Origin of the sequence: Allobosea robiniae, from assembly GCF_900102525.1 — a bacterium.
Classification (GTDB): Bacteria; Pseudomonadota; Alphaproteobacteria; order Rhizobiales; family Beijerinckiaceae; genus Allobosea; species Allobosea robiniae.
On the sequence record NZ_FNBZ01000004.1, the window covers coordinates 371488 to 387111 of the forward strand.

Sequence of the window (15624 nt, forward strand, 5' to 3'; positions counted from 1 at the left end):
TCAGCGTTCCTTGACATAGGGCAGGCCAGAGGCTTTCGGCGGTGTCGCCCTGCCGATGAAGCCGGCGAGCAGGATGATGGTCATCAGATAGGGCAAGGCCTGGATCGCTTCCACCGGCACGAGCCCGATACCGGGCATTGTCACGCCCTGAAGCCTGATCGCAACCGCGTCCAGCAGGCCGAAGAGCAGGCAGGCGCCGAGCGCAGGCCAGGGCCGCCAGTTTGCAAAAATCACCGCCGCAAGCGCGATGAAGCCGCGTCCAGCCGTCATATGGGGCAGGAAGCCGGCGGATTGCGCCACGGCGAGATAGGTGCCGCCGATGCCGCAGAGCAGGCCGCAGATCGCAACGGCGCCATAGCGCAGGCCCGCGACCGAAAGGCCGGCGGTATCGACCGCCGCCGGATTCTCGCCAACGGCACGGATGCGCAGGCCAAAGCGGGTGCGCTTCAGGACGAAGGCCGTGACGAGCACGCAAAGGAAGGCGAGATAGGCCGGGGCGGCATGGCCGGAGACGACCTCATCATAGATCAGGCCGAGCCCGGGGACGTGCTCGCGCGCCCAGCGGGCAAAGGGCAAGGTGAGGTCGCCGAAGCGGGCCGCACCCTCGAGCGAGGGGGTGCGCCCGCCCTGCCCGTACCAGGCATTGCCGAGCACGACCGTCAGCCCCGCCGCCAGCATGTTGATGGCGACGCCGGAGACGATCTGGTTGCCGCGCCAGGTGATCGCGGCGAAGCCATGGACCAGCGCCAGCACCAGCGATGCCAGAATGCCAGCGCTAAGCCCGATCCAGGCCGAGCCGGTGGCGAAGGCCGCGACCGCCGAGGCAAAGGCGGCGACCAGCATCTTGCCCTCCAGGCCGATATCGACGACACCGGCCCGCTCCGACCACAAGCCCGCCATCGCCGCGCAGATCAGCGGAATCGAGAGCCGGATCGTCGAATCGAGGATGACAGCGAGGAGCTGGAGCAGGTCCATCAGGCCGCCCCCCGGCCGATGCGCAGCACGGTCGCAATGACCCGGCGAAACAGCCCGTCCAGCGCGCCGGCGAAGAGCACGAGCACGCCGCCGATGACCACGACCATGTCGCGAGTGATGGCCGGCTTGTCGAAGGAGAGCTCGGCCCCGCCCTGATAGAGCACGCCGAAGAGCAGGGCGGCGAGGCCGACGCCGGCCGGGTGGCCACGGCCCATCAGCGCGACCGCGATGCCGACGAAGCCGTAGCCGGCGGTGAAATCGAGCACGAGCCGATGCTGGACGCCGAGCGCCTCGTTGACCGCGAGCCCACCGGCGAGCGCGCCCGAGATCGCCATGGCGATCATGGTCACCGCAGCAGGCGAGATGCCGGCATAGGCGGCGGCGCGCGGATTGGCGCCGACGGTGCGGATCGCATAGCCCAGCCGCGTCCGCCAGATCAGCAGCCAGACGGCGAAGAGCGCCATCAGGGCCAGGAAGAAGGCGCTGTTCAGCGGCGTCGCGGGCAAAGTGAAACCGAAGGGCGCCAGCAATTGGTGCATCGGCGTCAGGATGGCGCCCGCCGGGAAATCCGGTGTTTCCGGCTGCATCGAGCCGGGCTTGCCGATGATCTCGCGCAGCAGATAGACGATCAGCGTCGCCGCGACGAAATTCAGCATGATCGTGGTGATCACGACATGACTGCCGCGTTTGGCCTGGAGCCAGCCGGGAATGAAGGCCCAGAGCGCGCCGCCCGCCGCCGCCCCGAGGATCGCAATGGGCACGGCGAGGAAACCCGGCAAGGCCGGAAGGGCGAGGCAGGCGATCGCCATGGCGATGCCGGCAACAGTCGCCTGCCCCTCGCCGCCGATATTGAACAACCCGGCATGGAAGGCGACGGCGACAGCGAGCCCGGTGAAGATGAAATTCGTCGCGTAATAGAGCGTGAAGCCGATGCCCTCGGCGCTGCCTAGCGCGCCGCGCAGGAGCAGGGCCGTCGCCTCCAGCGGATTTTCTCCGATGCCGACGACCACGAGCCCGGCGACGAGGAGTGCCGCGGCGACCGAGACCAGCGGCACCAGCGCGATATCGGCCCAGCGCGGGAGGTCGACGGGGACGGCGCTCATGCCGCCTCGTCCGCCACGCCGGCCATCAGCAGGCCGAGATCGCGCTCATCGGCCTGCTCCGCGGCGCGCTCGCCGGTGATCCGGCCGCCGCATAGCGCGATGATCCGGTCGGAGAGCGCCATCACCTCCTCGAGCTCGACCGAGACGAGCAGGATCGCGACGCCCTGATCGCGCAGCGCCACCAGCCGGCGATGGATGAACTCGATCGCGCCGATATCGACGCCGCGCGTCGGCTGGCCGACCAGCAGGACTTTTGGGCCGCGCTCGATCTCGCGGGCGAGCACGATCTTCTGCTGATTGCCGCCGGAGAATTTTGCCGTCTTCAGCGCCGGATCGGGCGGACGTACATCGTAAGCGGCAAAGGCCTCGCGGGCATGGGCCTCGATGCGAGCCGGCGAGAGCAAGGGGCCGGAACCGAAGGCTGGGTCGTGCTGGTAGCCGAGAATGGCATTCTCGGCGGCGGAGAAGGCGGTGACGAGGCCGCTGCGCTGGCGATCCTCGGGAATATGCATCAGGCCGCGTTCGCGCAGCCGCGCCGGATGGCGATCCGCCGCCGCGAGAATCTGGCCGCCCAGCCGGATCACGCCGCGGCTCGGCTGGATCAGGCCCGCCAGCACCTCCAGCAATTCGCTCTGGCCGTTGCCGGCGACCCCGGCAATGCCGACGATCTCGCCTTCATGGAGCGTGAGGTTCACGTCCTTCAGGGTCTCGGTGCCGCGCCCGTCACGGCAGGAGAGACCGACCGCTTCGAGAACCGGCGCGCCGCGCTCGTGCGGCCCCTTCTCGACGCGCAACAGCACGCGCCTTCCGACCATCGCCTCGGCCAGGGCCGGCGGCGAGGTTTCGGCGGTCGCGACATGGGAAACCATCTCGCCACGGCGCATCACCGAGACCCGGTCGGTCACCTCCATGATCTCGCGCAGCTTGTGGGTGATCAGGATCACCGTCTTGCCCTGCGCCTTCAAGGCGCGAAGCAGGGCGAAGAGCTGGTCGGCCTCGGCCGGGGTCAGCACCGCGGTCGGCTCGTCGAGGATCAGGATCTCGGCGCCGCGATAGAGCGCCTTGAGGATCTCGACGCGCTGCTGCAGGCCGACGGAGAGTTCTCCGACGATGGCATCGGGATCAATCGCGAGACCGTAGTCCCGCGAGAGCCGGGCAAGCGCGGTCCGCGCCTTGCCGATGCCGCCTTTCAGGAAAGCTCCGCCTTCGGCGCCGAGCACGACGTTCTCGACGACGCTCAGGGTCTCCACCAGCATGAAGTGCTGATGGACCATGCCGATCCCGGCAGCGATCGCATCGGCCGGGGAGCGGATGCGGCGCGGCGCGCCGGCGATCCTGATCTCACCGGCATCGGCCTCGTAGAAGCCGTAGAGGATCGACATCAGCGTCGACTTGCCGGCACCGTTCTCGCCGACGATGCCGTGGATCGAGCCGGCCGCGACCGAGAGGGACACGTCCCTGTTGGCCGCAACCGGGCCGAAGCGCTTGGAGATGCCGGTGAGCGCGATGGCGGGCGCGGGCCTCAAGGGAGCGGCCCGCGCCTCACATCGTGCATTTCTGGTCGGACATGTAATCGTGGACCTTGACGGTGCCAGCGATGATATCGGCCTTGGCCTTGTCGGCGGCGGCCTTCATCTCGGGCGTGATCAGGCTCCGGTTGTTGTCGTCCAGCGCCCAGTCGATGCCGCCTTCCTTGAGGCCGAGCACGGAGATGCCCGGCTTCCAGGAACCGTCCTGCGCCGCCTTGAACGAATTGTAGGCGGCGATGTCGACGCGCTTGAGCATCGAGGTCAGCACCTTGCCGGGATGCAGGGCATTCTGGTTGGAATCGACGCCGATGCCGAGCTTGCCGGCATCCGCCACGGCGCGGAGCACGCCGATGCCGGTGCCGCCGGCAGCGTGGTAGACCACGTCCGCGCCGCGATCGATCTGCGACTTGGCGAGCTCGCCACCCTTGACCGGGTCGTTCCAGGCAGCCGGGGTCGAGCCGGTCATGTTCTGGAAGATCTCGGCATCGGCCTTGCCGGCCTTGACGCCCTGGACATAGCCGCAGGCGAACTTGCGGATCAGTGGGATGTCCATGCCGCCGACGAAGCCGACCTTGCCGGATTTCGAGGCCATCGCCGCGAGCAGGCCGACGAGATAGGAGCCCTCATGCTCCTTGAAGACGATCGACTGCACGTTCGGGAGGTCGACGACCATGTCGATGATCGTGAATTTCAGGTTCGGGAACTCGGCCGCGACCTTCTGCAGGGCGGTCGCCTGCGAGAAGCCGACCGCGATGATCGGCGAATGGCCGTCGCGGGCGAAGCGGCGCAGTGCCTGCTCGATCTGGGCGTCGTTGGTCGGCTCGAAATCGCGGAACTCGACGCCGGTTTCCGTCTTGAACTTCTCGGCGCCGATGAAGACGCCCTCGTTGAAGGATTTGTCGAACTTGCCGCCCTTGTCGTAGACGACCGCCGGCTTGATCGGCTGGGGCTGCGCCAGTGCCGCGACAGTCGAAAGCACGACGCCGGCAAACGCCGCCGCGAAAGAACCCAAACGCATGGAAGCGATCCCCTGTTGCAGCCGGGCGCCGTTGTCCGGCCCTCGATCGCGGCACGATGACATGGCTGCGCGACGCGGCCAAGCTGGCGAAAGGTCATGTTCATCACGACCGCGCGGCCGCGCCGCAGGGCGATTGCCCTGGAGCCGCCACCGGCCTTAGGCTGTCGCCCATGATGCTGAACGACGACGAGATCGAGCGCTATGCGCGCCATATCGTCCTGCCGGAGATCGGCGGGCCGGGCCAGCAGCGGCTGAAGAACGCGCGCGTGCTGGTGGTCGGGGCCGGCGGGCTCGGCGCGCCGCTGCTCCAGTACCTGGCGGCTGCGGGGGTGGGGAAGATCGGCATCGTCGACGACGACATCGTCTCGCTGTCGAACCTGCAGCGCCAGACCATCTTCACGAATGAGGATATCGGCGCGCACAAGGCCGTGGTCGCCGCCCGCTTCGTGCGCAACCTCAACCCGAATGTCGTGGTCGAGGAGCATGTCACGCGGCTCGATCCGCATAATGCCCGCGCGCTGATCGCCTTCTACGACGTCGTCGCCGAAGGCTCCGACAATTTCGCGACACGCTATGCCGTGTCCGATGCCTGCTTCCACGAGCGCAAGCCGGTGGTGATGGGCGCGCTCGGGCGCTTCGACGGGTCGCTGACCACGATCCGCGCCCATGAGGCCGGGCCGGACGGCAAGCCGAACCCGACCTGGCGCTGCCTCTTTCCGGACGCGCCGCCGCCCGGCGCGATCCCGACCTGTGCGGAAGCCGGCGTGCTCGGCGCCCTGCCGGGCGTGATCGGCTCGCTGATGGCGCTCGAGGTCGTGCGCGCCATCACCGGCTTCGGCGAGCCGCTCGTCGGAAAGCTCCTGCTGGTCGATTCCCTGACGATGCGCTTCGAGACGCTGCGCTATGGCTGGGACGAGGCCAATCCGCTGAACGGGCAAATCCTGGCCGAAGGCCGATCTTAACCCGTATCTGCTAGCCAATCCCCGTCGAAAGCACGGGGAAGGGCACAATGCAGGCCGACGGCACGATCGAGGCGGGAGTTGCGACCGAGGCGCGGTGGCTTCCGAGCCTGCCGCTCGTCCTGCTTGGCGCTGCCGTCCTGATCTGCGCCCTGCTGCTGACGCAGCCCCTGACGCTGCCGCTCGGACCGATGTACTGGGACCTCGTCCTCTACCTCGACGCCGCCAACCGGATCGGCGACGGCCAGGTGCCGCTGATCGATTTCATCGCACCGGTCGGGCCGCTCGGCTACTGGCTCTTCGCCGGGTTCGACGCGCTGTTTCCGCGGGCGCATCCGCTGCTGCTGGCGCAATGGTGCCTGTTCGCGGTGACGGCTCCGGCGATGGCGGTCATCCTGCACACGGTCGGCCGGCAATCACGCGCCAGGGCGATGGCGCTGCTCCTGCCCTATCTCGCCTTCCAGATCCTGCCGATCAATGTCGAGCACTACTCCTTCTTTCCGGGCACGGACGGATTCGGCATCTACAACCGGCATGTCAGCATCGTGCTCTACGTGCTGGTCTGCGGCCTGCTCTTCCTCCGCGGCCCGGCGCTCGCCGCCATCATCGGCTGGACGCTGATCGCGCTGTTCATGATCAAGATCACCGGCTTCCTCGCCGGCGGCCTGGTCACGGCTTTCGCGCTCGCCGCCGGGCGTATCGGCCTGCGCCAGGCCCTGACGGTCGCAGCCGCCGCTGGGCTGGCGTTGATCGGCTTCGAACTCGCGACAGGCCTCGTCAGCGCCTATCTCGGCAGCATCCTCGCGCTGATCGCGATCAATGCCGGCGGCATCCTGCCGCGCTTCGTCCAGGCCGCCTCGCTGCATCTCGACATCGTTGGCGCCGGGGCGGCGCTCGTGCTTGCCTTGTTCTGGCTGGACCGACGCGACATCGCTGACACCGCGCTTGCGCTGCGCCGTCAACCGTCCGCCGCCGGCTTCATCCGCCTGCTCGACCGCGACGTTGCCTGGCTCGCGGTCGTCCTCGCCGCGGGGCTGTTCTTCGAGACCCAGAATACCGGCGGGCAGGCTTTCATCTTCATCTGGCCGGTGCTGCTGATGATCCTGTCGCGCTGGCTCGGCAGCGGCCGGCGCGGCGCGCTCGTTGTCTGCGGCCTCGTCGCCGCCACCGCCATCCCGCCAGCCGAAACCGTGCTCCAGCGCGGCGCACGGGCGCTGATGGCGCAGGCGGGCTATGCCGCCCTGCCGAACCAGCATCTCGGCCGGCTCGGCCAGGTCTCGCAGCATGCCGACGTCATGAACCGCGCGAGCGCGATGCTCGACATCTACGCGGCTCATCCCGCGACCTTCCGGGAATTCACCGCACGGGAGATGCTGCCGTCACCGCAGCTCTATTCGGAGCTCGATTTCCAGGCGTCATGGCTCATGGCGGTCGACGAGGGGGTCGCGGCGATCCTGGCGCATGAGCGGGCGAGCGGGCGCCGCTTCGAGACGATCATGAGCCTCAACTTCGTCAACCCGTTCCCCGCCGTGATGGGCCGCAGCGCGCCGCGCGGCATTGCCATCGGCGCCGACCCGTTCCGCGCCGTGCCGAAGCCGGACGATGCCGAGATCACGCTCGCCCGCGAGGCCGACCTCGTGCTCTATCCGCTCTGCCCGGTCACGGTCGCGAACGAGGCCCTGCGCAAGATCTACGCGCCGGTCCTGACGGGCCGGCGGGAGATCGCGCTCGGGCGCTGCTGGAAGGGCTATGTGAAGGCGGGCTAGCGGCCGCGCTTCGTCTCGATCACGTCGAAGAGCTGCGCCGCAAGGTCCGGTCCGCCGAGCTTCTTGATCGCGCGCACGCCGGTCGGCGCGGTGACGTTGATCTCGGTGAGCTTGCCATGGATCACGTCGATGCCGACGAGCAGAAGGCCGCGCTCGCGGAGCGTCGGACCGATCGCCTCGCAGATCGCGAGCTCCTGCTTCGACAGGTCGGTCGGGCGGGCCGCGCCGCCGCGCACCATGTTGGCGCGCAGGTCGCCGACCGCCGGGACGCGGTTGACCGCGCCCGCTGCCTTGCCGTCGATCAGGATGATGCGCTTGTCGCCCTCGGTGACCTCCTTGATGAAGCCCTGCACCACCCAGGGCTCGCGGAAGAGGTTGCTGAACAGGTCGAAGAGCGAGCCGAAATTCGGGTCGGTCTTGCTGGTCTTGAACACGGTCGCGCCGCCATGGCCGTAGAGCGGCTTCATGACGATCTCGCCATGCTCGTCGCGGAAGGCCTCGATCTCCGCCCTGTCGCGGGTGATCAGGGTCGGCGGCATCAATTCAGGGAAATGGGTGACGAGGATTTTTTCGGGCGCATTGCGCACGGAAGTCGGGTCGTTGACCACCAGCGTCTTCGGGTGGATGCGCTCCAACATATGGGTGGTGGTGACATAGGCCATATCGAAGGGCGGGTCCTGCCGGAGCAGCACGACGTCGAGCCCGGAGAGATCGACCTTTTCCTCCGTGCCGGCGGTGAAATAATCGCCTTCGACGTCGCGCACCTTCACCGGGCGCATCGGCGCGGTGACCTTGCCGTCGCGCATCGAGAGCTTGTCGGGGGTGTAGGTATAGAGCGTATGGCCGCGCGCCTGCGCTTCCAGCATCAGCGCGAAGCCGGTATCCCCGGCGATCCGGATGCGCTCGATCGGGTCCATCTGGATGGCGACGTTGAGGCTCATGACAGGCTTCCTGTTGCAGGCAGGCGGTTCTTATCGGACCGCGGACCGGGTTCCTGCAAGTGGGTGGCCTTGCGTCAGAGGACAAGCGCGAAGGCGGCCGGCACATGGCGCGGCCGGCACCAGGGCGCCAGGAACACCGCATCGGCCCGCAGGTGATGGCTGCCAGCCCAGGGATTGCGCGAAAGCCAATGCCTTATGCGCCGCTCGACCAGGCGCTGCTTTTCCGGGGTGATCGCGATCATGGCGTCATCGAGGTGCCTACGCGCCTTGACCTCGACGAAGGCGATGGTGCGGCCGCGCTTCATGACGAGGTCGATCTCGCCGCCCTTGCCGCCGAAACGGCGCTCCAGCAGGCGATAGCCCTTCGCCGTCAGCCAGAGGATGGCGAGCCATTCGGCGCGGCGTCCGGTCAGGCCGGAGCGCTTTGCCTTATGGCTGCGCCCGCCCGGATCGGTGCCGGCCCTGGTCACGGATCGTCGCGGGTCAGTTCGAGCGCGCGGGCATAGACCTTGCGGCGCGGCTGGCCGGTCTCGGCGGCGACCTGCGCCACGGCTTCCTTCAGCGAGACTTTCGCCAGTGCCGCGCGCAAACGCTCGTCGATCGCCTCGTCGGTTGGAACGAGATCGGCGGCGCCGGGCGGACCGATGATCACGACGATCTCGCCGCGCGCCTCCTCTTCGCCATCGTAATAGGCGGCGAGTTCGGGAAGCGTGCCGCGCCGGACCGTCTCGTAGAACTTGGTGAGCTCACGCGCGACGGCGCCGGGCCTCGCGCCGAGCACGGCGGCGGCGTCAGCCAGCATCTCGGCGAGGCGGCGCGGCGATTCGAAGAAGACCAGCGTGCCGGGGATCGCAGAAAGCTCGGTCAATCGCGTGCGGCGCCCGCCCGATTTCGGTGGCAAAAACCCCTCGAAGAAGAAGCGGTCGGTCGGCAGGCCGGCCAGCACCAAAGCCGCCAGCACGGCGGAGGGGCCGGGAATGCCGGTGACGGGCAAACCTTCCGCCACCAGCTCGGCGACGAGTTTGTAACCGGGATCGGAAACCAGCGGTGTGCCGGCATCCGAGATCAGGGCGAGCTTGCCGCCCTCGCGCAGCTTCGCCAGCACCTTCGGACGCATCTGCGCGGCATTGTGCTCGTGGTAGGGCAGGAGCGGCGTCGAGATCCCGTAATGCGCCAGCAGCGTCTTCGACGTCCGGGTGTCCTCGGCCAGGATCGCATCGGCGGCGGCGAGCGTCGCCAGCGCCCTGAACGAGATGTCGCGGAGGTTGCCGATCGGCGTTGCGACGATGTGGAGGCCCGGCGCCAGCGGCTCGGCCTCGGCCCTCAGGCCGAAAGCGGTGTAGCTGGGAGCGCGGGGGGTGGCGGCAGTGTTCGACATCCGATCACGCTGCCACAGCCGCCGCAGCGGCGCCATGGCGGGGAACGCCCGCACCGGTGCAACCCATAGTTAACAACTTGAAAATAGGCTTCCGGACTGGCACGAGAGGTCCGGGGGCATATCGGTTCCACAGGACCCATCGCCGGGCCGCGTTTCGCCGGCCCGGTCACGACTGGAGATCGCCCGTGTTGTATCATCGGCACCTCGCACCGATCCTGCGGTTCAAGACACGGGCCTTCGCGGTCCTGCTGCCGCTTGCGCTCGCCGCCTGCGGCGGCGGCACCTCGGGCCTGCCGGGCTTCGATTCGGGCACGCCCGCAGCCGGCGGCGCCGCGCCGACCGGGCAGACCATCGGCACCGGCAAGGTCAAGGTCGGCCTGATCCTGCCGCTGACCGCCGAGGGCCAGGGCGCGGTCGTCGGCAATTCGCTCAAGAACGCCGCCGAGATGGCGCTGGCCGAATTCCCGAATGCCGACCTGACCCTGCTGGTCAAGGACGATCGCGGCACGCCGGACGGCGCCCGCGCCGCCGCGCAGGAAGCCCTGTCGGAAGGGGCCGAACTGATCGTCGGCCCGCTCTTCGCGCCCTCGGTCCAGGCGGCCGGGCAGGTGGCACGCGGCGCCAACAAGCCGGTGATCGCCTTCTCCAGCGATTCCAACGTCGCCTCGCGCGGCGTCTACCTGCTCTCCTTCCCGCCCGAGAACGACGTCAACCGCGTGATCGGCTACGCCGCCCAGCAGGGCCGCAAGTCCTTCGCGGCGCTGGTGCCGGACACCGCCTATGGCAAGGTGGTCGAGGCCGCCTTCCAGCAGGCCGTCGCCAATCGCGGCGCACGCGTCGCCGCGATCGAGCGCTTCAGTGCCGACCCGGCCGCGATGAAGGCCGCGATCCAGCGCCTGATGCCCTCGCTCGCCCAGGCCGATGCGCTGTTCGTGCCGGCCGCCGCCGACGCCATGCCGACGCTCGGCCAGCTCCTGCAGGAGGCCGGCTACAACCCCGCCAAGGTCAAGCCGCTCGGCACCGGCGTCTGGAACGATGCGGGCATCGCGCGCGTGCCGGCTATCCAGGGCGGCTGGTTCGCCTCGCCCGACACCGCCGGCTTCAACGCCTTCGCCGGGCGCTACCAGCAGCGCTTCAACGGCGCGCCGACCCGCACCGCGACGCTGGCCTATGACGCGGTCTCGCTGGCGGCGGCGCTGGCGCGCACGCAAGGCTCGCAGCGCTTCTCGGAAGCCGTGCTGACCAACGGTTCCGGCTTCGCCGGGGCGGACGGCGTCTTCCGCTTCCGCCCGGACGGGCAGGTCGAGCGCGGGCTCGCCGTGCTGGAACTGCGCAACGGCCAGATCGTCACGATCAACGCCGCGCCGCGCGATCTCGGCCCGCGCTCGCAATAAGACGCCCAACGAAAACGGCCGGGCAAGGCCCGGCCGCTTCCTCATCACGATGGGTGACGGGCCTCAGCTCAGCGGCGCGTATTTCACCACGCAGCCATAGGCCTTGGTGCTGGCTTCCGAGACCGGCTTGCCGGCCTTGAGCTCTGCGACGGCCTGGCGGACATAGCTCTTGGCGCCTTGGAGGCTCGATGCCGCCGAGGTCGGCTTGTCGTCGATCGCGCCCATATAGGCGAGCGTGCCCTTGGGATCGATGATGTACATATGCGGGGTGGTCTGGGCGCCATAGGCCCGCGCGACCTTGCTGTTCGGGTCGAGCAGGATGCCGGCCGGCGCGGCATTGCGCTGGACCGTGAGTTCCTTCGCCTTGGCGGCATCGACATGGCCCTGCTCGCCCTGCGGCGAGGAGATCACCGAGAGCCAGACCACGCCCTCCTTGGCCATGTCCTTCTGCAGGTTCTGCATGGTCGCGCTGTTGTAGTGCTTCCGGACATAGGGGCAGTCATGGTTGGTCCATTCGAGGATCACCGTCTTGCCGGCGAATTCCGAGAGGTTGCGCGTCTTGCCCTCGACATCGACCGCCTGGAAGGCGGGGGCGGGGGCACCGACCTTGGCCGCACCTTGCGCGAAGGCCGCTGCCGGGAAGGCGAGGCCGGCGAGGGCGAGGCCGGCGATGAAAGTCTGTCTGGTCAGGCTTTGCATGTCTGTCTCCCTTGGTTGATGTCGAAAACCTATGGCAGTGCTGCCGTCTTCGCGTTGCGGCCGGCTGCACGTTCGGCCGCGGCGATCAGCCCATCCACAGTCAGTAGCTGCGGCAGGATCTCGGCCTGTGCCTCCTTACGGGCGGGGTAGAACAGATAGAGCGGCACGCCGGCGCGGCCCTGCTCGGCCAGCGCCTTGGCGATGCGGCTGTCGCGATTGGTCCAGTCGGCCTTGAGATAGACGACGCCGAGCCTGGCGAAGGCATCCTTCACCTCCTGCCGGGAGAGCGCGACGCGCTCGTTGGCGATGCAGGTGATGCACCAGGCCGCGGTGAAGTTGACGAAAACCGGCTTGCCCTGCGCTTGTAAGGCCGCGACCCGCTCGGGCGACCAGGCCTCGATATCGCCGGCCCGCGCCTCGGTCGCCGCACCGGGAACGGCATTCTGCACAGTGAACCAGCCGGCGCCGAGCACGACCAGCGCCGCCAGAACCGAGCCGAAGGCACGTCGCGCGAACGATCCGCGTGTCACGCCGATAAGCCAGACGGCGAAACCCGCCGCCAGCACCGCGACGAGCGCCGCGAGCACGCCCTGCGGGCCGCTCTGCACCGACGCAACCCAGATCAGCCAGATCGCGGTCGCGAACATCGGGAAGGCGAAGGCCTGTTTCAGCACCAGCATCCAGCGGCCGGGCTTCGGCAGCAGGCGCAGCAGGCCCGGAGCGAAGGAGAGCGCGACCACCGGCAGCGCGAAGCCCAGCGCCAGTGCGAGGAAGACGGAGAGAGCGACGGCCGGCGGCTGCGTGACCGCATAGCCCATCGCCGCACCCATGAAGGGCGCCGTGCAGGGCGTCGCGACCACGACCGCGAGCACGCCGGTCATGAAGGCACCAAGCCGCCCGCCCCGGCTGGCGAGGCCGTCACCGAGCCCGGTGACGGAGGTGCCGATCTCGAAGGCGCCGAGCAGGTTGAGGCCGATCAGGACCATCACCACCGCCAGCGCGATGACGAGCGGCGGGGACTGGAGCTGGAAACCCCAGCCGACGCTGCTGCCGAGGCTGCCCAGCGCGATCACCGCGCCGGCCAGCACCATGAAGGTGACGAGCACGCCGCCCATGAAGAGCAGGCCCTGCTCCCGGACCTCCGAACGGCTGCGATGCGCGAGCTGCGCGAAGCCGAGCGCCTTGATGAACAGCACCGGCAGGACGCAGGGCATCAGGTTGAGGATCAGGCCGCCGGCAAAAGCGAAAGCCAGCGCCGCCCAGAGCGTCAGGTCGGCGCCCTCGGCCGGCATCGGAATCCGCACCACGGCCGGGCGCGCTTCAGGCGCCGCTGCCATACCTGCCGCCATCAGAGCCGGATCGGCATCGGCGAGCAGCGTCACAGCCCGCGGCGTCCCCTCCTCGGTAAAGGTGAGGATGCCGGAGATTTCCGGCTTCGCCAGCTTGAAGGCACTCGAACGGGTCAGCGTCAGTGCAGGCTTGTCGCCGGCCGCGAAAGGCTGCTCGGCCGCATGCTCGATCAGCGTATCGGAAACAGGGAAGAAGCGCAGATCGGCGGCGCCTGCCGGCAGACCGGGCAGATCGAGAACGAGCTTGCCGGCATCGTCGCGGAGCTTGCCGCGGAAGGCGGCCGGCTTGGGCAGCGCCGCGATGGCGGCATCGATGCGCGCCTCTGCCGCCTGATCGACTGCGCTTGCGGTGCTGATCGGAAGCTCCAGCGAGAAGGAGCCTTCCTCGGGAATGCAGATCTTTTCGCAGACCAGCCAGGTCGCCTCGGCCTTCAGGGCGAAAGTCTCACCGGGCCTGGCATCCGCCGGCACGGTGATCTCGAGCGGCAGCAGGACCGTGCCCTCGAAGCCGAAATTGACGAGGGGCTCGACCCGGATCGCCTTCGGCGCCGGCCACTGGATCTCGCCCGCGGTCGCGCCGGCCGGCAGGTCCCATTTGATCTGGGTCGGCTCGCCGGAATCGCCGGGGTTCAGCCAATAGGTATGCCAGTGCGGCGCGAGCTTCTGGACGAGCGCGAGCTTGAAGCGCTCGCCGGGCGCGACCGCGTCCCGGCTCGACAGCAAGGTCGCAGTGACGCGCGGCGAGGTGACGGGAGCGGATTCGGCGGCAACCGCCAGGCCGGGAACCAGCAGTCCCAGCGCCAGCGCTGCGCCGTGCAGGAAACGCTTGCCTAGATATCGCCGCATGATGCCGTCGCCATCCCTGAACATCCCGACCCCATGCCTCATTCCGCCCTCACCTGCCAATGACAAGGCAGTGAGGCGGGGTCGCGGGCATTCTGGGCGATCCGCCTTCGGGAGGCAGCGTGCCATGGTGTCGCCGCCCCGGTGACGGGGCGGCGAGGCCGTTCAGATCGCGGCGCCGTCCGTGACGATGTCGGCGCCGAGGCCCTGGCGGACCGCGCGCACGATCTCGGCCTCCGCCGCGGCGCCACGCCGGCGCGGACGGCTCGCGTCGATGCGGTGCTCGGCGATGATCTGGCCGGGGGCGCCCGAGAGGACCACGACGCGGTCGGCGAGATAGGCGGCCTCGTCGATATCATGGGTGACGAAGAGCACGGTCTTGCCGGTGCGCTGCCAGACGCGGATCAGTTCGTCCTGCAGGTTTTCGCGCGTCAGGGCATCCAGCGCCGAGAAGGGCTCGTCCATCAGCAAGATTTCCGGCTCGACGGCGAGCGCGCGGGCCAGCGAGACGCGCTGGCGCTGGCCGCCCGAGAGCTGATGCGGCCAGCGCTGAGCGAGTGGCGCGAGACCGACGAGGTCGAGCATCGCCGCCGCCTTGGCGAGGCGCTCGGCACGGGGCGCACGGCCTTCGAGCCCGAAGCCGACATTGGAGACGACCTTGCGCCAGGGCAGCAGCCGCGAATCCTGGAAGACCAACGCGACAGGCCGGCGCGCTTTGTCCTTCGCGTTGATGACGACCTCGCCGCCGCTCGGCTTGGCGAGGCCGGCGATGACGCGCAGCAAGGTCGACTTGCCGACGCCGGAGGGGCCGACGATCGCCAGGAATTCGCCGCGCCCGACCGAAAGGTCGAGCTTGCGCAGGACTTCGGTGTCCTCGCCGTCGCGCTTGAAGGTCAGCGACAGGCCTTTGATTTCGATCACGCTTTCCAACGCAGCACCCATTTCTGGAAGGCGACGAAACCGGTGTCGAGCAGGCCGTAGAGCGCCGCCATCGTCAGCATGTAGACCACGACGATATCGGTCGCGAGCAGGCTCGAGGCCTGCATCATGCGTTGGCCGACACCGGCGACGCCGAAGATCTCGGCCGCGACTACCGCCATCCAGGCCTGGCCGAGCGCCGTCCTGATGCCGACGAGGATGCCGGGCAAGGCAGCCGGCAAGAGGATCTTGAACAGGCGCTGCCAGGGGGAGCGGAAGCCGAAGGCATCGGCGACCTCGATGAGATCGCGGTCGACGCCGCGGATCGCGCCCTGCGCCGCGAAGAAGACGATCCAGAACACGCCGATCGCGATGATGAAGACCGCCGCGCCCGGCGTGACGCCGAACCAGATGATGGCGAAGGGCACCCAGGCGAGGCCGGGAATCGGGCGTAGGACCCGGACGACCCAGGCCGTCGCCTCCTCGGCGATCCGGGACATACCGATGAGCACGCCGAATGCGATGCCGAGACCGGCGCCGACGAAGAGTCCAACAAAGTAGTGCCAGAGCGAACCCAGTATGGCCGAGAGCCAGGCGCCGGACGAGAGCTCCCGCATGAAGGCCTTCGGCAGGGCGCTCGGCCCCGGCAGGAAGGCCGGATTCACCCATCCGAAGAACGGCATCGCCTCCCAGAGCAGGAGGAAGGCGACGAGGCCCAGAAGGGCGAGGGCCGGAGCCCGCAAGCTGCTCAC

14 protein-coding genes are annotated in these 15624 nt (G+C 68.8%); 3 read left to right on the forward strand and 11 right to left on the reverse strand.

The genetic code is table 11. From position 1 onward, the window contains the following. The 4 genes from BLQ70_RS13585 to BLQ70_RS13600 are packed head-to-tail and all read right to left on the reverse strand — an operon-like array spanning position 1 to position 4625. Entirely contained in the window at positions 1 to 975 is a 975-nt protein-coding gene (locus tag BLQ70_RS13585; protein ID WP_091857419.1) for an ABC transporter permease, read from the reverse strand. Next, positions 975 to 2078, reverse strand: coding sequence for an ABC transporter permease (locus BLQ70_RS13590; RefSeq protein ID WP_091857421.1), 1104 nt, complete (start codon positions 2076 to 2078; stop codon positions 975 to 977). Before BLQ70_RS13590 ends, BLQ70_RS13585 begins: the two co-directional genes overlap by 1 nt. Then, positions 2075 to 3604, reverse strand: coding sequence for an ABC transporter ATP-binding protein (locus tag BLQ70_RS13595; RefSeq protein WP_091857423.1), 1530 nt, complete (start codon positions 3602 to 3604; stop codon positions 2075 to 2077). Before BLQ70_RS13595 ends, BLQ70_RS13590 begins: the two co-directional genes overlap by 4 nt. Positions 3605 to 3620: 16 nt before the next feature. Next, entirely contained in the window at positions 3621 to 4625 is a 1005-nt protein-coding gene (locus BLQ70_RS13600; RefSeq protein ID WP_170843408.1) for a BMP family lipoprotein, read from the reverse strand. Between the two features lie 170 nt (positions 4626 to 4795). On the opposite strand from BLQ70_RS13600, the gene BLQ70_RS13605 reads away from it, so the two are divergent. Further along, positions 4796 to 5587 (forward strand): HesA/MoeB/ThiF family protein, encoded by a 792-nt coding sequence (locus tag BLQ70_RS13605; RefSeq protein ID WP_061971173.1) that lies wholly within the window; start codon positions 4796 to 4798, stop codon positions 5585 to 5587. Between the two features lie 47 nt (positions 5588 to 5634). After that, a complete protein-coding gene (locus tag BLQ70_RS13610) occupies positions 5635 to 7350 on the forward strand; it encodes a hypothetical protein (RefSeq protein ID WP_091857425.1) in 1716 nt (571 codons plus the stop codon). Here BLQ70_RS13610 and gshB read toward each other — a convergent pair. The 3 genes from gshB to rsmI form a co-directional block, all read right to left on the reverse strand. Further along, positions 7347 to 8291 carry a glutathione synthase gene (gshB, locus tag BLQ70_RS13615; RefSeq protein ID WP_061970968.1) on the reverse strand — a complete coding sequence of 315 codons (945 nt, stop codon included), beginning with the start codon at positions 8289 to 8291 and terminating at the stop codon, positions 7347 to 7349. The two genes, BLQ70_RS13610 and gshB, sit on opposite strands and share 4 nt — an antisense overlap. Before the next feature lie 74 nt (positions 8292 to 8365). Then, complete coding sequence (locus BLQ70_RS13620) at positions 8366 to 8761, reverse strand: YraN family protein (protein WP_091857427.1); 396 nt, start codon at positions 8759 to 8761, stop codon at positions 8366 to 8368. Next, entirely contained in the window at positions 8758 to 9669 is a 912-nt protein-coding gene (gene rsmI, locus BLQ70_RS13625; RefSeq protein WP_091857429.1) for a 16S rRNA (cytidine(1402)-2'-O)-methyltransferase, read from the reverse strand. The genes BLQ70_RS13620 and rsmI overlap by 4 nt, the downstream gene beginning before the upstream one ends. 185 nt (positions 9670 to 9854) lie before the next feature. Here rsmI and BLQ70_RS13630 point away from each other — a divergent pair, with 185 nt between their 5' ends. Beyond that, positions 9855 to 11063 carry a penicillin-binding protein activator gene (locus tag BLQ70_RS13630; RefSeq protein ID WP_091857431.1) on the forward strand — a complete coding sequence of 403 codons (1209 nt, stop codon included), beginning with the start codon at positions 9855 to 9857 and terminating at the stop codon, positions 11061 to 11063. Between the two features lie 63 nt (positions 11064 to 11126). On the opposite strand, the gene BLQ70_RS13635 is transcribed toward BLQ70_RS13630, so the two are convergent. The 4 genes from BLQ70_RS13635 to BLQ70_RS13650 all read right to left on the reverse strand — a co-directional run bounded on the left by BLQ70_RS13635 (position 11127) and on the right by BLQ70_RS13650 (position 15624). Next, on the reverse strand, positions 11127 to 11762 hold the full coding sequence (locus BLQ70_RS13635; RefSeq protein WP_091857432.1) for a thioredoxin family protein: 636 nt from the start codon (positions 11760 to 11762) through the stop codon (positions 11127 to 11129). Between the two features lie 29 nt (positions 11763 to 11791). After that, positions 11792 to 13957, reverse strand: a complete 2166-nt coding sequence (locus BLQ70_RS13640; protein WP_091857795.1) for a protein-disulfide reductase DsbD family protein — start codon at positions 13955 to 13957, stop codon at positions 11792 to 11794. 162 nt (positions 13958 to 14119) lie between these two features. Continuing rightward, positions 14120 to 14896 carry an ABC transporter ATP-binding protein gene (locus BLQ70_RS13645; protein ID WP_091857434.1) on the reverse strand — a complete coding sequence of 259 codons (777 nt, stop codon included), beginning with the start codon at positions 14894 to 14896 and terminating at the stop codon, positions 14120 to 14122. Beyond that, entirely contained in the window at positions 14872 to 15624 is a 753-nt protein-coding gene (locus BLQ70_RS13650) for an ABC transporter permease (RefSeq protein ID WP_091857436.1), read from the reverse strand. The genes BLQ70_RS13645 and BLQ70_RS13650 overlap by 25 nt, the downstream gene beginning before the upstream one ends.

Excerpts from the sequence above, each read along its gene's own strand:
- BLQ70_RS13610 (WP_091857425.1), top strand. The coding sequence starts at position 5,635 with ATGCAGGCCGACGGCACGATCGAGGCGGGAGTTGCGACCGAGGCGCGG.
- BLQ70_RS13645 (WP_091857434.1), bottom strand. The coding sequence starts at position 14,896 with ATGGGTGCTGCGTTGGAAAGCGTGATCGAAATCAAAGGCCTGTCGCTG.
- BLQ70_RS13600 (WP_170843408.1), bottom strand. The coding sequence starts at position 4,625 with ATGCGTTTGGGTTCTTTCGCGGCGGCGTTTGCCGGCGTCGTGCTTTCG.
- BLQ70_RS13605 (WP_061971173.1), top strand. The coding sequence starts at position 4,796 with ATGATGCTGAACGACGACGAGATCGAGCGCTATGCGCGCCATATCGTC.
- BLQ70_RS13585 (WP_091857419.1), bottom strand. The coding sequence starts at position 975 with ATGGACCTGCTCCAGCTCCTCGCTGTCATCCTCGATTCGACGATCCGG.
- BLQ70_RS13640 (WP_091857795.1), bottom strand. The coding sequence starts at position 13,957 with ATGCGGCGATATCTAGGCAAGCGTTTCCTGCACGGCGCAGCGCTGGCG.
- BLQ70_RS13635 (WP_091857432.1), bottom strand. The coding sequence starts at position 11,762 with ATGCAAAGCCTGACCAGACAGACTTTCATCGCCGGCCTCGCCCTCGCC.
- gshB (WP_061970968.1), bottom strand. The coding sequence starts at position 8,291 with ATGAGCCTCAACGTCGCCATCCAGATGGACCCGATCGAGCGCATCCGG.
- rsmI (WP_091857429.1), bottom strand. The coding sequence starts at position 9,669 with ATGTCGAACACTGCCGCCACCCCCCGCGCTCCCAGCTACACCGCTTTC.
- BLQ70_RS13590 (WP_091857421.1), bottom strand. The coding sequence starts at position 2,078 with ATGAGCGCCGTCCCCGTCGACCTCCCGCGCTGGGCCGATATCGCGCTG.